Raw genomic sequence first — 14,608 nt, 5'->3', positions numbered from 1 at the left:
GAGAAGCTTGCATGAGTCTGCAAGGTAAAGTTGCACTGGTCACCGGTGCCAGCCGTGGCATCGGCCAGGCTATCGCCCTGGAACTGGGTCGTCAGGGCGCCATCGTTGTTGGTACCGCGACCTCCGCGTCGGGTGCTGAGCGCATTGCTGCGACCCTGAAGGAAAACGGTATTCAGGGCACTGGCCTGGAACTCAATGTCACCAGCGACGAGTCCGTGGCAAGTGTTCTGGCGAGCATTCAGGAGCAATTCGGTGCGCCGGCGATTCTGGTCAATAATGCCGGTATCACCCGCGATAACCTGATGATGCGCATGAAAGACGACGAGTGGCACGACGTTGTCGATACCAATCTGAACAGTCTGTTCCGCCTGTCCAAGGGCGTTTTGCGCGGCATGACCAAAGCTCGTTGGGGCCGAATTATCAGTATTGGCTCGGTTGTGGGTGCCATGGGCAACGCAGGCCAAGTAAACTACGCTGCCGCCAAGGCCGGTCTGGAAGGTTTCAGCCGTGCTCTGGCGCGCGAAGTCGGTTCGCGTTCGATTACGGTAAACTCGGTGGCTCCTGGGTTCATCGATACCGATATGACCCGTGAACTGCCCGAGGCACAGCGTGAAGCCTTGCAGTCGCAGATTCCGCTGGGTCGTCTGGGGCAGGCTCAAGAGATCGCGTCCGTGGTCGCTTTTCTTGCGTCGGACGGTGCGGCTTACGTTACCGGAGCTACAATCCCGGTGAACGGCGGGATGTACATGTAATTCAAATGTGACGGATTGCTTCAAAAAAATGTCATACGAGCTGTCTAAAATCCGTTATAAAGCTGCAATCTATTTATAGGCAGAGGGTCACCGGGTTCGAGGAGTGAAGCTTTCAGTTGAAAAGCTGAAAAGCCTTTCTATACACTTACCCACTGGCCAGCTGCCTGAATTTGTCCATTAGGAGTGAAAACAAGGTATGAGCACCATCGAAGAGCGCGTCAAGAAAATCGTTGCTGAGCAACTGGGCGTTAAAGAAGAAGAAGTGGTCAACACTGCTTCCTTCGTTGAAGACCTGGGTGCCGACTCCCTTGACACCGTTGAGCTGGTGATGGCTCTGGAAGAGGAATTCGAGACCGAAATCCCTGACGAAGAAGCCGAGAAGATCACTACTGTACAAGCTGCAATCGACTACGTTACTAGCCACCAGGCGTAATAGTTTGTAATCGTTGCTCGCTGTCATGGAAAAACCGCACTGCCATCATGGCGTGCGGTTTTTTCTTTAGGCCTGATGCAAAGTCGTCATTTGAAAAAAGGAGAGTGCTGTGTCGCGTAGACGCGTCGTAGTCACCGGTATGGGTATGTTGTCGCCACTAGGCACGGATGTGCCGAGCAGCTGGCAGGGCATTCTGGCTGGCCGCAGTGGCATTGGTCTGATCGAACACACCGACCTTTCTGCCTATTCCACCCGTTTTGGCGGCTCGGTAAAGGACTTCAATGTCGAGGAATACCTGTCGGTCAAGGAAGCCCGCAAGCTCGACCTGTTCATTCAATACGGTCTGGCCGCAGGTTTTCAGGCGGTACGCAATGCCGGTCTGGAAGTCACTGACGCCAACCGTGAGCGTATCGGCGTGGCCATGGGCTCGGGTATTGGCGGTCTGACCAATATCGAAGAAACCGCCCGCACGCTGCACGAGACCGGCCCACGACGGATCTCTCCGTTCTTCGTGCCAGGCTCGATCATCAATATGATTTCCGGTTTCCTGTCCATCCACCTCGGTGCACAGGGACCCAACTACGCCATCGCCACGGCCTGTACCACCGGTACACACTGCATTGGCATGGCTGCCCGCAACATCATGTACGACGAAGCTGACGTGATGATTGCCGGCGGCGCCGAGATGGCGGCCTGCGGTCTGGGCATGGGCGGCTTCGGTGCTTCCCGCGCGCTGTCGACCCGCAACGACGAGCCGACCCGCGCCAGCCGTCCATGGGACAAGGGCCGCGATGGCTTCGTGTTGTCCAATGGTGCCGGTGCGCTGGTACTGGAAGAGCTCGAGCACGCCAAGGCGCGTGGCGCGACCATCTACGCCGAGCTGATCGGCTTCGGCACCAGTGGTGATGCCTACCACATGACCTCGCCGCCAGCCGATGGTGCGGGTGCTGCGCGCTGCATCACCAATGCGCTGCGCGATGCCAAAATCAATGGCGATCAAGTGCAGTACATCAACGCCCACGGCACCTCGACTCCTGCAGGCGACCTGGCCGAAGTCAATGCGATCAAGTCGGTATTCGGCGAGCACGCCTACAAGCTGGCCGTCAGTTCCACCAAGTCCATGACCGGTCACCTGCTGGGTGCGGCGGGCGCGGTCGAGGCGATCTTCAGCGTGTTGGCAATCAACAGCCAGGTAGCGCCGCCGACCATCAACCTCGATGAGCCGGACGAAGGCTGCGATCTCGATTTTGTGCCGCACACGGCGCGCAACATGGATATCGATGTGGTCGTTTCCAACTCCTTCGGTTTTGGCGGCACCAACGGTTCGCTGGTGTTCCGTCGGTTCGCAGGCTGATGGACAGCTGGGTCGACGGTCAGCCGGCTGACGCTTTGTCGCTGAAGGATCGCGGCCTGGCTTATGGCGATGGTCTGTTCGAGACCATCGCCGTGCGCAGCGGTCAGCCCGTGTTGCTGGACCGGCATCTGTCGCGTCTGGCGGACGGCTGTTCGCGCCTGGCGATAACGGCCGAGCAGGAGCTGATCCGCAACGAACTGCTGGCCTACGCCGCGGCACTGGGTGACGGGGTGCTCAAGCTCATTCTCACCCGTGGCGACAGTCTGCGCGGTTATGCCCCCGATCCTTCGGCCCAGGCCCGACGCATTGTGCAAGGCAGTCCACCTGCGGCTTACCCTGCCGCGCATGGTGAACAGGGTGTTCGTTTGTTTCCTTGCGCCACGCGATTGTCCAGGCAGCCATTACTGGCCGGCCTCAAACACCTCAATCGTCTTGAACAAGTCCTCGCCCGTGCCGAATGGCAGGACACCGAGCATGCCGAAGGCTTGATGCTCGATCAGGCCGGGCGCGTAATTGAGGGTGTGTTCAGCAACTTGTTCCTGGTGCGTGATGGCGTGCTCATCACCGCTGACCTCAAGCGCTGCGGCGTGGCAGGCGTGATGCGCGCAGAAATATTGTTTCAGGCCAAGTCGCTGGGAATCCCCACGCAAATCACCGATATCCCCCTCGAACAGCTGCAATGGGCTGACGAAGTCTTTGTCTGCAACAGCGTGTATGGTGTCTGGCCGGTGCGCGCCTATGCTGCTCTTCACTGGCCGGTTGGGCCGCTCACCCGTAAACTCCAAACCATTGCCCGTGTGCTACTGGATGCTTGATACGTGAGACGTAAACTCTTGCTGCTGCTGGAAACCGGTGTGGTTCTGGCAGGGCTGCTGATGGGTGCTTCAGCCTGGAAGATTCATTCGGCGCTGGTACAGCCGCTGAACATTACCCAGGAACAATTGCTGGATGTGCCCAAGGGCACCACGCCGACCCGCACCCTCTACCGACTCGAAGCCAACGGCGTCATCAAGGACGCATTCTGGCTGCGGGTGTATTGGCGCTTCAACCTCGCCAGACAACCCCTGCACAGCGGTGAATACCGCATTCAGCCCGGCATGACCGTCGAAGGCCTGATCGACCTGTGGAAACGCGGGGAAATGGTTCAGTACAGCCTGACCCTGGTCGAAGGCTGGAGTTTCCGTCAGGTCCGCGCAGCGCTGGCCAGGGAAGAGAAGCTCGAACATAGCCTCGACGGTTTGAGCGATAGCCAGGTCATGGACAAGCTCGGCCACACCGGGATTTTTCCGGAAGGGCGCTTCTTCCCGGACACCTATCGCTACGTGCGGGGCATGTCCGATGTCGAGGTGCTGAAAACCGCTTACGACCGCCTCGATGAAGTGCTCGCCAAGGAGTGGGAGAAGCGCGCTGCAGATACACCGTACACCGAACCCTACCAGGCGCTGATCATGGCTTCGCTGGTGGAAAAGGAAACCGGCGTACCGCAGGAGCGCGGGCAGATTGCCGGCGTGTTTGTGCGGCGCATGGCGATGGGCATGCTGCTGCAGACCGACCCGACGGTGATCTACGGCCTCGGCGACCGCTACAGCGGCAAGCTGACCCGGGCTCACCTCAAGGAATCGACGCCGTATAACACTTACATGAATGCGGGATTGCCGCCGACGCCGATTTCGATGGTCGGTCGCGAAGCCATCCATGCGGCACTCAATCCGGTGGACGGCAACAGCCTTTACTTCGTGGCGCGTGGCGATGGCACCCATGTGTTCTCCGACGACCTGGATGCCCACAACAATGCCGTGAAGGAGTTCCAGATCAAGCGCCGCGCCGATTACCGCTCCAGCCCGGCTCCCGCTACTACGCCCGAGATGCCGCCAATCCAGGCTGAGCAAAACGGTATGCAGGAGGCCAGGTCTTCGCAGGAGCAGGCGCCGATCCCGGCCGCTTCACCGAACACGGCTCCCGAGGGGCTGCCGCAAGTACCGGCGCAAGATCCTGCGCCAGCCCCTGAAACGCCCGAACCCGATGCAAGCGCACCGAAAAGCCCGCAATGACTCTGATTAAGGACTGCCTGTGACTGGCTTGTTTATTACTCTGGAAGGCCCGGAAGGCGCCGGCAAGAGCACCAATCGCGAATACCTGGCCGAGCGCCTGCGCGCCGCCGGCATCGAGGTGGTGCTGACCCGCGAGCCGGGTGGCACGCCGTTGGCCGAGCGCATTCGTGAAGTGCTGCTGGCCCCGGTCGATGAAGTCATGAACCCGGATACCGAGTTGCTGTTGGTGTTCGCGGCGCGTGCCCAGCATCTGGCCGAGGTGATTCGCCCGGCGCTGGCCCGCGGTGCCGTGGTCTTGTGTGATCGTTTTACCGACTCGACATACGCCTATCAAGGCGGCGGTCGCGGCTTGTCGCTGGAGCGCATCGCGACCCTGGAAACCTTCGTCCAGGGCGATCTGCGCCCGGATCTCACGCTGATTTTCGATCTGCCTGTCGAGGTCGGCCTGGCCCGCGCCAGCGCTCGTGGTCGTCTGGATCGCTTCGAGCTCGAAGGCCGGACCTTTTTCGACGCGGTACGCAGTGCCTTCCTCAAGCGGGCCAAGGCGGATCCGGCGCGTTATGTGCTGGTCGATGCTGCCCAGCCGTTGGCACAGGTTCAGCAATCGCTGGATGCCTTGCTGCCGCGCCTGCTGGAGTTGAGCCGTGGCTGAGGCCTATCCGTGGCAGGAAAACCTCTGGCAGCAACTGGCCGGTCGCACCCAGCATGCGCACGCCTACCTGCTGCATGGCCCCGCCGGAATCGGCAAGCGGGCACTGGCAGAGCGCTTGATGGCCAGCTTGCTGTGCCAGCGCCCGAACGCGCTGCAAGCCTGCGGCGAATGCAAATCCTGCCTGCTGCTCAAGGCTGGCAGCCATCCGGATAACTACATCCTGGAGCCGGAAGAAGCCGACAAGGCGATCAAGGTCGACCAGGTTCGCGACCTGGTCGGTTTCGTGGTGCAGACCGCGCAGTTGGGCGGGCGCAAAGTGGTGCTGATCGAGCCGGCCGAGTCGATGAACATCAACGCCGCCAACGCCTTGCTCAAAAGCCTTGAAGAACCGTCCGGCGATACCGTTCTGTTGCTGGTCAGCCATCAGCCGAGCCGCTTGTTGCCAACCATCAAGAGTCGCTGCGTGCAGCAGGCCTGTCCGCTGCCGGGCGAGGCCATGAGCTTGAAGTGGTTGGCCCAGGCGTTGCCGGAATCCTCCGAAGATGAGCGCGTCGAACTGCTGACGCTGGCCGCCGGTTCGCCGCTGGCGGCGGTCAATCTCCAGGCTCAGGGCGTGCGTGAACAGCGCGCGCAAGTGGTGGAAGGGGTGAAAAAACTCCTCAAGCAACAGCAGTCGCCGACGCAACTGGCCGAAGAATGGAAAAACATTCCGATGTTGCGCCTGTTCGATTGGTTCTGCGATTGGTCGAGCCTGATCCTGCGCTATCAATTGACTCAGGATGAAGCCGGCCTCGGCCTGACCGACATGCGCAAGGTCGTGCAATACCTGGCGCAGAAAAGCGCCCAGGGCAAAGTCCTCGATATTCAGGACTGGATCCTCGCCCAGCGGCAGAAAGTCCTGAGCAAGGCCAACCTCAACCCGGCCTTGTTGCTGGAAGCATTGCTGGTGCAATGGGTGTCGTTGCCTGCCCAACGATGACTGTCTGCGCCTAGACTCTGAGTATCAGAACATCCGACCGTCCCACCCATACAAGTTGCAGCCCTTTATGCTCGTAGATTCCCATTGTCACCTTGATCGCCTTGACCTGACCGCCCACGAGGGCTCCCTGGATGCTGCCCTGGAAGCTGCCCGGCAGCGTGGGGTGGGGCACTTTCTGTGTATCGGTGTCAGCGCGGACAACGCGGCCGACGTCAAGGCCCTGGCCGAACGTTATGACGATGTCGACTGCTCGGTGGGCGTGCACCCTCTGGATGTGCAGCCGGGGGGCGCGCCGGCGCTGGACTGGCTGTTGCAGGAACTCAATCACCCGCGGGTGGTGGCGATTGGCGAAACCGGCCTCGATTACCACTACGAGCCGGAAGCAGCAGAGTTGCAGCAGGAATCGTTCCGCCTGCACCTGCAAGCAGCGCAGCAGACCGGCAAACCGGTGATCATCCATACCCGTGGCGCCCGCACCGATACCCTGGACTTGCTGCGGGACGCGGCGCTGCCCCAGGCAGGCGTGTTGCATTGCTTCACCGAAGACTGGGAGATGGCGAAGGCCGCGCTGGACATGGGCTATTACATTTCCCTGTCCGGGATTGTCACTTTTCGCAATGCCGACGCATTGCGTGATGTGGCCAGCAAGGTGCCGGCCGACCGATTGCTGGTGGAAACCGACTCGCCGTACCTGGCACCGATCCCCTATCGCGGCAAACCAAACCTGCCGCAGTACGTGCGTGAAGTTGCGGAATTTCTGTCAATGTTGCGCGGTGAGCCCTACGAGCGGTTTGCTGAGCAAACCACGGCGAATTTCAAGCGACTGTTCCCGCTGGCACACGTAAAAGGTTAAATCGCAGGCAAAAAAAACCCGGGTTCTGGGGGGTGAATCCGGGTTAAGACCATTAGGAGTAAAACAATGGCACGCGGTCCGTTGGTACCAATATCGGCGTGACACTTGGGGGAGATGCCCCGCCGACAGTTCAAGTATTGATCAGGATTGCGCCTCGTCCAGTTTACCGGTCCGGGTTTTTAAACAAATTTGGAATACGTGCGCTTCGGAAGAGTTCTCATCACCCTGTAAACGTACGCGGAATGACCAGAAAGCGCAGATATGGTCGGATGATCCGTGCATTTTTGCGTAAGTTAGGCATAATACGCGGCTTCGAATTTTGACCCCGACAGACCTTTTCTTATGCATAAAGAACCTCGTAAGGTCCGTGAATTCCGTCGCCGCGAGCAGGAAATTCTCGATACCGCGCTCAAGCTGTTCCTCGAACAAGGTGAAGACAGTGTCACCGTCGAGATGATTGCTGATGCCGTCGGTATCGGCAAAGGCACGATCTACAAGCACTTCAAATCCAAGGCGGAAATCTATCTGCGCCTGATGCTCGACTACGAGCGCGATTTGAACGCTCTGCTGCATTCGGCCGATGTCGACAAGGACAAGGAAGCCCTGTCCCGGGCCTACTTCGAATTCCGCATGCGCGATCCACAACGCTATCGCCTGTTCGACCGCCTCGAAGAGAAAGTGGTCAAGGGCAACCAGGTGCCGGAGATGATCGAGGAGCTGCACAAGATCCGTGCCTCGAACTTCGAACGCCTGACCTTGCTGATCAAGGGCCGGATCAGCGAAGGCAAGCTGGAAGACGTGCCACCTTACTTCCACTACTGCGCGTCCTGGGCGCTGGTGCACGGTGCCGTCGCGCTGTATCACTCGCCGTTCTGGAGCAATGTGCTGGAAGATCAGGAAGGTTTCTTCCAGTTCCTGATGGACATCGGCGTGCGCATGGGCAACAAGCGCAAGCGTGACACCGACACTTCCGGCAGCTGAGCCATTCAGTTGCCTTATTGCGCCATGATTTCGCTACATGGCGCAGTAGCGCAGGAATATACTCAGGTAGAGGACTTGCTAAAACTTGATTTCTGAGTCAAGTTTTAGCGGCCCGATATTCTTCCGCCGGAGTGACCATGATCGTTGATCGTCAAGGCAGGCGTTTTCGCAACTTGCGAATCAGTCTGACCTCTGCCTGCAATTACGCCTGTACCTACTGCGTGCCCAACGGCAAGCGGCTGGTGGCTGCGCAGGATGAATTGTCGGCCGAAGCCATGGCGCGCGGCGTGGCTTATCTGATTGAAGCGGCGGGCATCGAGCGTCTGCGCATTACCGGCGGCGAGCCGTTGGTCAGCCCGAAACTCGAGGCGTTCATGACGGCGGTCGGGCAGATGGGCCTGGAAGACATCAGCCTGACCACCAATGGCCAGTTGCTGGCGAAGAAACTGCCGCTGCTGGTGAACGCCGGTATCCGGCGCCTCAACGTCTCCCTCGATACTCTCGACGCCAGTGCGTTCCGCAGTATTGCCCGGGGCGGCGACCTGGCCACCGTGCTCGACGGCATGAGCGAGGCCAGTGCGGCCGGCATGAAGATCAAGGTCAACATGGTGCCGCTGCGCGGACAGAACCTCGATCAAGTGATGCCGCTGCTCGACTACTGCCTGGAGCGCGGTTATGAGCTGCGCTTCATCGAACTGATGCGCATGGGCCACCTGGCCAACGATTCCAATGCCTTTCTGCAGCAGTTCGTCAGTCTCCAGCAATTGCTGAGCCTGATCGGCGAGCGCTACGAATACCTGCAAGCCGATGCCCCGGTCGATGCGACGGCCGTTCGATATGAAATTCCCGGCCAGGGTTATTTCGGCGTGATCGCCAACGAGAGCGTGCCTTTCTGCCGCACCTGTTCGCGACTTCGTTTGTCTTCCACCGGGTGGCTGCATGGCTGCCTGTCGTCGAGCAATCGCCATTACATCGGTGATCTGCTGGACAAGCCACGCCATCAGGCCCTGCCGGCCTTGCAGCGGCTGCTGGTGAAAGCCTTGGGTGACAAGCAGGAAGTGGCGTTCTCTGGCGGCGCGACTGTCATGAAGATTATCGGCGGCTGATCTTCCGCAATCGCGAGCAAGCTCGCTCCCACAGGTGATATGCAATTCCCTGTGGGAGCGAGCTTGCTCGCGATTCGGACTGTCTGATGCCACTGCTCATGAGCTGGCGCAAAAGCTGCATCCTACGGCCATTCGCCGGTTTTCCGACACCGGCCTCTGGAGGATAGGATGCGTAGCCTGGTTTTGCTGCTGGCCGTTTTGGCACTTGGTGGCTGCATGAACGTCAGCGATATGGCCGAAGGGACTCGTTACCATATGAGCGATGCGGGGCTGCTCGATCACAGTGACAGCCGTCGCGTAAACAACCTGCGCATTCAGCCGGACTCGTTCGTCTACATCGCCCAGGGCGCTTTCATGCCGCCGGGCAGCGCCGTTTATCCGCGGCCCAACGTGATTGCCGAAGTCGCGTTCGACGGCTTCGTCGAATATTTCCCGATGGTCCGCCGTGCTCGCACGCCGGAAGGCCTCGACCAGGCCATGGGTGAAGCCCGTGCGGCCGGTGCGCACTATCTGCTCTACACCCGGTTTGCCAAGTCTGACGACCGTATCGGCAACTCGGACGAGTGGCTGGACCAGGAAGCCCTGGATCGTCTCGGCATCGACAGCGGTATGATTCAGATCATGTTGATCGAGACCAGCACCCAGTATTTGATTGATACTGCAACCATCAAGAGTCGTGGCGGTTTACTGACGTTCCACGATAAAAAACCCGAAGACCTGATGGGCCCGCCGCTGGAGCAATACGCGCGCAGCCTGCTGGGGCTCAGCGACCAGTAATTTCAAGGAGAACGCCATGAGTGGCCCGCAAAAAGCCAACGACTTGCTGGGGCAAATCCCCAAGACCAAAGGCTTGCCGCCGGTGCACCTGTGGAATCCCGATTTCTGCGGCGACATCGACATGCGCATCGCCCGGGACGGCACCTGGTATTACCTGGGCACGCCGATCGGGCGCAAGCCGATGGTCAAACTGTTCTCCACTATCATTCGCCGCGACGGCGATGATTATTTCCTGATCACTCCGGTGGAAAAGGTCGGGATCAAGGTTGACGATGCGCCGTTCGTGGCGATCGCGGTGGACGTGGAAGGCGAGGGCGAGGCGCAGGTGTTGCGCTTTACCACCAACGTCGATGAAACCACCGAGGCCGGCGCCGAGCACCTCCTGCGTGTGGTCATCGACCCGCTAACGCAAGAGCCTGCCCCTTACGTGCATGTGCGCAGCAATCTCGAAGCGTTGATCCATCGCAACGTGTTCTATCAATTGGTGGAGCTGGCGGTGAGTCGCGAGATCGACGGCCAGCGCTGGCTCGGTGTATGGAGTGGCGGCGAGTTCTTCCCTATCGGTCTCGAACCCTGACCCATAACCCTGTGGGAGCAAGCTCGCTCCCACAGTGGTTTCTGCGAACACTCAAAAAATCAAATTGACATCCAATCATATGATGATTAGCGTGGGCCTCCATCGCGAACGGCATTGAGGTGTCCATGTCCAGCAGCTTTCATGCATCGACGGTTGACTGGCTGGGTTGTTGGCTCGCCACGGGGCAGGTCAAGCCAGGTGAGTCACTCAAGGTCGAAGCCGACCTCGGCGAACAACTCGGCGTGAGCCGCACGGTCATCCGTGAAGCCATCAAGACCCTGGTTGCCAAAGGCATGCTCGAGGTCGGGCCGAAAGTCGGCACGCGGGTATTGCCAGTGCGGCGCTGGAACCTCTTCGATCCACAAGTCGTTGGCTGGTTGTCGCGCAGCGGCTTACCGGAAAACTTCGTCGACGATCTGCTCGACCTGCGCCGCACCATCGAACCGATGGCCGTGCGCTGGGCCTGCGAGCGCGCAACCGGCGAACAGGTGAACGAGATCCTGTTGGCCTGCAACGCGCTGGAACGGGCGGTGGACAGCGGCATCGATTACAACCGCGCCGATCAGTTCTTCCACGAGTGCATCCTCGCCGCCAGCCACAATCAATTCATTGAACAAATGGTTCCCGCCCTCGGCGCGTTGCTGGCGGTGGCCTTTGAAGTGTCCGCCGCCGACCCGGATGAACTGCGTCGCACCCTGCCGATTCACCGGGACCTGGCCGAGGCTATCGCGGCCCGGGATACCGCCCGGGGTGTCTGGGCCTGCATGACCCTGATCGATAACGCGGCCCTTGCGATCAAGCGTTACTACCCGCAAGTCATGGCCGATAAAAAAGCCAGCTGACAGCTCGAACCACTGTAGGAGCGAGCTTGCTCGCGATGGTGTATCAGCTACCACCAGGTTGACTGGCACACCTTCGCGAGCAAGCTGGCTCCTACACAATAAAAACAAGAACAACGCAGGAGGCTTCATGACGTGGAGCGTGGTTACCGGGCATCGGGCACAACTGGGCGAAGGCCCATTCTGGGATGCGCCCACCCAAGCCCTGTACTGGGTGGATATCGCCGGTAAGCAGGCGTTGCGGTTGATCGGCGCCAACGTGCAGATCTGGCAGATGCCGGAGCACGTGTCGGCGTTCATTCCCTGCGAAAGCGGCGATGCCCTGGTGGCATTGAGCAGCGGCGTGTATCGGCTCGATCTCGATTCACCGGGCCTGGCGCCGCGCCTGACACTGTTTTGCGTTGCGGATCCGCAACCGGGCAACCGCCCCAATGAAGCCCGTTGCGACGCCCAAGGCCGGCTCTGGCTCGGCACCATGCAAAACAACATCGGCGCAAACGGCGAAGACCTGCCCATCGTCCACCGTTCCGGTGGACTGTTCCGCATCGATCGCGCCGGGCGGGTTGCGCCGTTGCTGCGCAATCTGGGCATTCCCAACACGCTGCTGTGGAGCGATGACGCCACCAGCGTGTATTTCGGCGACAGCCTCGACGGCACCTTGTATCGACATTTCATCCGTACCGACGGAGCCCTCGATGCGCCGCAGGTCTGGTTTGGTCCGCACGAGCGTGGCGGCCCGGATGGTTCAGCGATGGATGCCGAAGGTTTTATCTGGAATGCCCGTTGGGACGGCAGCTGCCTGCTCAGGTTGAGCCTGGACGGTAAAGTCGATCGGATCATCGAACTGCCGGTCAGTCGTCCCACCAGTTGCGTGTTCGGCGGTTCAGACCTCAAAACTCTGTACATCACCAGCGCGGCCAGTCCGCTGGGCCATCCGTTGGATGGGGCTGTGTTGTCGATCGCAGTAGATGTGCCTGGAAAACATTGCACGCGCTTTGCTGGTTAAATCCCAGAATATGGGATGTAAATATATATATTGAGATTTATTGCAGGCCAGGTTTATAGTCGGCCTCACCAGTTACATGCACTCACACTTAAAAAAACAAAACAGGTGAAGTGATGCAGCGAAGTTCCCCCGTGCTCCCTTGCGGAGCCTGTGCCTCAGAACGTTTCCAGGCTGAAACGTTTCGCGCTCACCTGTTTCCTACCCAGCGCCTTTTGACCGGACATCGACAGATGCCCGGTTTTCGTCGTGTTTTCGAACAGGAGTCTTGATTCATGGCTGAACCACTGTCATTGCCACCGGTGCCCGAACCGCCCAAGGGCGAACGCCTGAAAAACAAGGTCGTATTGCTGACCGGTGCCGCCCAGGGTATTGGCGAAGCGATTGTGGCGACCTTCGCGTCCCAGCAGGCCAGGCTGATCATCAGCGACATTCAGGGCGAGAAAGTCGAGAAGGTCGCGGCGCATTGGCGAGACCAGGGCGCCGATGTGGTGGCGATCAAGGCCGACGTGTCGCGTCAGCAGGACCTGCACGCCATGGCCCGGCTGGCGATCGACCTGCACGGCCGGATCGATGTGCTGGTCAACTGCGCCGGGGTCAACGTATTCCGCGATCCGCTGGAAATGACCGAGGAAGACTGGCGTCGCTGCTTTGCCATCGACCTCGATGGTGCCTGGTACGGTTGCAAGGCAGTGCTGCCGCAGATGATCGAGCAGGGCGTCGGCAGCATCATCAATATCGCGTCCACCCATTCCACCCACATCATTCCTGGCTGCTTCCCGTACCCGGTGGCCAAGCATGGCCTGCTCGGTCTGACCCGCGCGCTGGGCATCGAATATGCGCCCAAGGGTGTGCGCGTCAACGCGATTGCGCCGGGCTACATCGAAACCCAGTTGAACGTCGATTACTGGAACGGTTTTGCCGACCCCCACGCCGAACGCCAGCGCGCGTTTGACCTGCACCCGCCGCGCCGCATCGGGCAGCCGATCGAAGTGGCAATGACCGCCGTGTTCCTGGCCAGTGATGAAGCGCCGTTCATCAATGCCTCGTGCATCACCATCGATGGTGGTCGCTCGGTGATGTACCACGACTGAGTGATCGGGCTTTCCGGCGCCTTGCTTCGCCTGAAATCCAATCATCATACGATATGACTATTGGCAGTATGTTTTTACCGCCCGTTGGTTAACAAAGAACGCTTTCAACGAGTGCTCAAGAAAAATAACAAGGAGTCAGCTTATGAATCGTCGTCATGCTATCCGTTCCCTGTGCTGTGCCGCGTTGGCGGTCTCGGCGTTCAGCCTGAGCAACACGCTGCTGGCAGCCGAGGAAGTGAAGATCGGTTTCCTGGTCAAGCAGGCCGAAGAACCCTGGTTCCAGACCGAGTGGGCCTTTGCCGAAAAGGCCGCGAAAGAGAAAGGCTTCACCCTGATCAAGATCGCTGTGCCCGACGGTGAGAAAACCCTTTCTGCCATCGACAGCCTCGCGGCCAATGGCGCCAAGGGGTTCGTGATCTGCCCGCCGGACGTGTCCCTTGGCCCGGCGATCATGGCCAAGGCCAAACTCAACGGGTTGAAAGTGATCGCCGTCGATGACCGTTTCGTCGATGCCAGCGGCAAGTTCATGGAAGACGTGCCGTACCTCGGCATGGCCGCTTTCGAAGTCGGCCAGAAACAAGGCAATGCCATGGCGACCGAAGCGAAGAAACGCGGCTGGGACTGGAAAGACACCTATGCGGTGATCAACACCTACAACGAACTCGACACCGGCAAAAAGCGCACCGACGGTTCGGTGAAAGCGCTGCAGGATGCCGGCATGCCGAAAGACCACATCCTGTTCGCGGCCCTCAAGACCCTCGACGTGCCGGGCAGCATGGACGCCACCAACTCGGCCCTGGTGAAACTGCCGGGGGCGGCGAAAAACCTGATCATCGGCGGCATGAACGACAACACCGTCCTCGGCGGTGTGCGCGCCACCGAGAGCGCCGGTTTCGCCGCGGCCAACGTGATCGGCATCGGCATCAACGGCACCGACGCCATCGGCGAGCTGAAGAAACCCGACAGCGGCTTCTACGGCTCGATGCTGCCGAGCCCGCACATCGAGGGCTACAACACCGCCAGCATGATGTACGAGTGGGTCACCACCGGCAAAGAACCGGCGAAGTACACCGCCATGGATGACGTGACGCTGATCACCCGCGACAACTTCAAGCAGGAACTGGAAAAGATCGGCCTGTGGAACTGACGGCCGTTTG

General features: G+C 59.8%; 16 protein-coding genes. All 16 read left to right on the top strand.

Features of this window, described 5'->3' with window-relative positions:
• Nucleotides 1-11 precede the first annotated feature (11 nt).
• The 16 genes from fabG to AC1RP7_RS20930 all read left to right on the top strand — a co-directional run bounded on the left by fabG (nucleotide 12) and on the right by AC1RP7_RS20930 (nucleotide 14,598).
• On the top strand, nucleotides 12-752 hold the full coding sequence (gene fabG, locus AC1RP7_RS21005) for a 3-oxoacyl-ACP reductase FabG (protein ID WP_090457205.1): 741 nt from the start codon (nucleotides 12-14) through the stop codon (nucleotides 750-752).
• A gap of 196 nt (nucleotides 753-948) precedes the next feature.
• A complete protein-coding gene (gene acpP / locus AC1RP7_RS21000; protein WP_003175607.1) occupies nucleotides 949-1,185 on the top strand; it encodes an acyl carrier protein in 237 nt (78 codons plus the stop codon).
• 109 nt (nucleotides 1,186-1,294) lie between these two features.
• Complete coding sequence (gene fabF, locus AC1RP7_RS20995) at nucleotides 1,295-2,539, top strand: beta-ketoacyl-ACP synthase II (RefSeq protein ID WP_057713716.1); 1,245 nt, start codon at nucleotides 1,295-1,297, stop codon at nucleotides 2,537-2,539.
• Nucleotides 2,539-3,354 (top strand): aminodeoxychorismate lyase, encoded by an 816-nt coding sequence (gene pabC, locus AC1RP7_RS20990; RefSeq protein ID WP_493181080.1) that lies wholly within the window; start codon nucleotides 2,539-2,541, stop codon nucleotides 3,352-3,354. Before fabF ends, pabC begins: the two co-directional genes overlap by 1 nt.
• Nucleotides 3,355-3,357: 3 nt before the next feature.
• Complete coding sequence (gene mltG, locus AC1RP7_RS20985; RefSeq protein WP_493181079.1) at nucleotides 3,358-4,590, top strand: endolytic transglycosylase MltG; 1,233 nt, start codon at nucleotides 3,358-3,360, stop codon at nucleotides 4,588-4,590.
• Between the two features lie 19 nt (nucleotides 4,591-4,609).
• A complete protein-coding gene (gene tmk, locus AC1RP7_RS20980) occupies nucleotides 4,610-5,242 on the top strand; it encodes a dTMP kinase (protein WP_057713719.1) in 633 nt (210 codons plus the stop codon).
• A complete protein-coding gene (locus tag AC1RP7_RS20975) occupies nucleotides 5,235-6,221 on the top strand; it encodes a DNA polymerase III subunit delta' (protein WP_493181077.1) in 987 nt (328 codons plus the stop codon). The genes tmk and AC1RP7_RS20975 overlap by 8 nt, the downstream gene beginning before the upstream one ends.
• A gap of 67 nt (nucleotides 6,222-6,288) precedes the next feature.
• A complete protein-coding gene (locus AC1RP7_RS20970) occupies nucleotides 6,289-7,074 on the top strand; it encodes a TatD family hydrolase (RefSeq protein ID WP_492624782.1) in 786 nt (261 codons plus the stop codon).
• Nucleotides 7,075-7,416: 342 nt separating this feature from the next.
• Nucleotides 7,417-8,055 (top strand): TetR/AcrR family transcriptional regulator, encoded by a 639-nt coding sequence (locus AC1RP7_RS20965; protein WP_007977040.1) that lies wholly within the window; start codon nucleotides 7,417-7,419, stop codon nucleotides 8,053-8,055.
• Nucleotides 8,056-8,192: 137 nt separating this feature from the next.
• Nucleotides 8,193-9,161 (top strand): GTP 3',8-cyclase MoaA, encoded by a 969-nt coding sequence (locus tag AC1RP7_RS20960; protein WP_090457196.1) that lies wholly within the window; start codon nucleotides 8,193-8,195, stop codon nucleotides 9,159-9,161.
• A 168-nt stretch (nucleotides 9,162-9,329) separates the two neighbouring features.
• A complete protein-coding gene (locus tag AC1RP7_RS20955) occupies nucleotides 9,330-9,938 on the top strand; it encodes a DUF4823 domain-containing protein (protein WP_057713723.1) in 609 nt (202 codons plus the stop codon).
• A gap of 16 nt (nucleotides 9,939-9,954) precedes the next feature.
• Entirely contained in the window at nucleotides 9,955-10,515 is a 561-nt protein-coding gene (locus tag AC1RP7_RS20950; protein WP_493181076.1) for a DUF1285 domain-containing protein, read from the top strand.
• 125 nt (nucleotides 10,516-10,640) lie between these two features.
• Nucleotides 10,641-11,357 (top strand): FadR/GntR family transcriptional regulator, encoded by a 717-nt coding sequence (locus AC1RP7_RS20945; RefSeq protein WP_493181075.1) that lies wholly within the window; start codon nucleotides 10,641-10,643, stop codon nucleotides 11,355-11,357.
• A gap of 127 nt (nucleotides 11,358-11,484) precedes the next feature.
• A complete protein-coding gene (locus AC1RP7_RS20940) occupies nucleotides 11,485-12,360 on the top strand; it encodes an SMP-30/gluconolactonase/LRE family protein (RefSeq protein WP_493181073.1) in 876 nt (291 codons plus the stop codon).
• A 272-nt stretch (nucleotides 12,361-12,632) separates the two neighbouring features.
• Entirely contained in the window at nucleotides 12,633-13,451 is an 819-nt protein-coding gene (locus tag AC1RP7_RS20935; protein ID WP_340313674.1) for an SDR family oxidoreductase, read from the top strand.
• Nucleotides 13,452-13,593: 142 nt separating this feature from the next.
• Nucleotides 13,594-14,598, top strand: a complete 1,005-nt coding sequence (locus AC1RP7_RS20930) for a substrate-binding domain-containing protein (protein WP_429520553.1) — start codon at nucleotides 13,594-13,596, stop codon at nucleotides 14,596-14,598.
• The last annotated feature ends 10 nt before the right edge of the window (nucleotides 14,599-14,608 follow it).

Source organism: Pseudomonas sp. GW822-FHT01E03, assembly GCF_058802985.1.
This window is presented reverse-complemented; position numbering and strand designations above follow the sequence as displayed.

Excerpts from the sequence above, each read along its gene's own strand:
- pabC (WP_493181080.1), top strand. The coding sequence starts at position 2,539 with ATGGACAGCTGGGTCGACGGTCAGCCGGCTGACGCTTTGTCGCTGAAG.
- AC1RP7_RS20955 (WP_057713723.1), top strand. The coding sequence starts at position 9,330 with ATGCGTAGCCTGGTTTTGCTGCTGGCCGTTTTGGCACTTGGTGGCTGC.
- AC1RP7_RS20945 (WP_493181075.1), top strand. The coding sequence starts at position 10,641 with ATGTCCAGCAGCTTTCATGCATCGACGGTTGACTGGCTGGGTTGTTGG.
- AC1RP7_RS20940 (WP_493181073.1), top strand. The coding sequence starts at position 11,485 with ATGACGTGGAGCGTGGTTACCGGGCATCGGGCACAACTGGGCGAAGGC.
- AC1RP7_RS20965 (WP_007977040.1), top strand. The coding sequence starts at position 7,417 with ATGCATAAAGAACCTCGTAAGGTCCGTGAATTCCGTCGCCGCGAGCAG.
- fabG (WP_090457205.1), top strand. The coding sequence starts at position 12 with ATGAGTCTGCAAGGTAAAGTTGCACTGGTCACCGGTGCCAGCCGTGGC.
- AC1RP7_RS20950 (WP_493181076.1), top strand. The coding sequence starts at position 9,955 with ATGAGTGGCCCGCAAAAAGCCAACGACTTGCTGGGGCAAATCCCCAAG.
- AC1RP7_RS20970 (WP_492624782.1), top strand. The coding sequence starts at position 6,289 with ATGCTCGTAGATTCCCATTGTCACCTTGATCGCCTTGACCTGACCGCC.
- acpP (WP_003175607.1), top strand. The coding sequence starts at position 949 with ATGAGCACCATCGAAGAGCGCGTCAAGAAAATCGTTGCTGAGCAACTG.
- AC1RP7_RS20930 (WP_429520553.1), top strand. The coding sequence starts at position 13,594 with ATGAATCGTCGTCATGCTATCCGTTCCCTGTGCTGTGCCGCGTTGGCG.
- AC1RP7_RS20960 (WP_090457196.1), top strand. The coding sequence starts at position 8,193 with ATGATCGTTGATCGTCAAGGCAGGCGTTTTCGCAACTTGCGAATCAGT.
- AC1RP7_RS20935 (WP_340313674.1), top strand. The coding sequence starts at position 12,633 with ATGGCTGAACCACTGTCATTGCCACCGGTGCCCGAACCGCCCAAGGGC.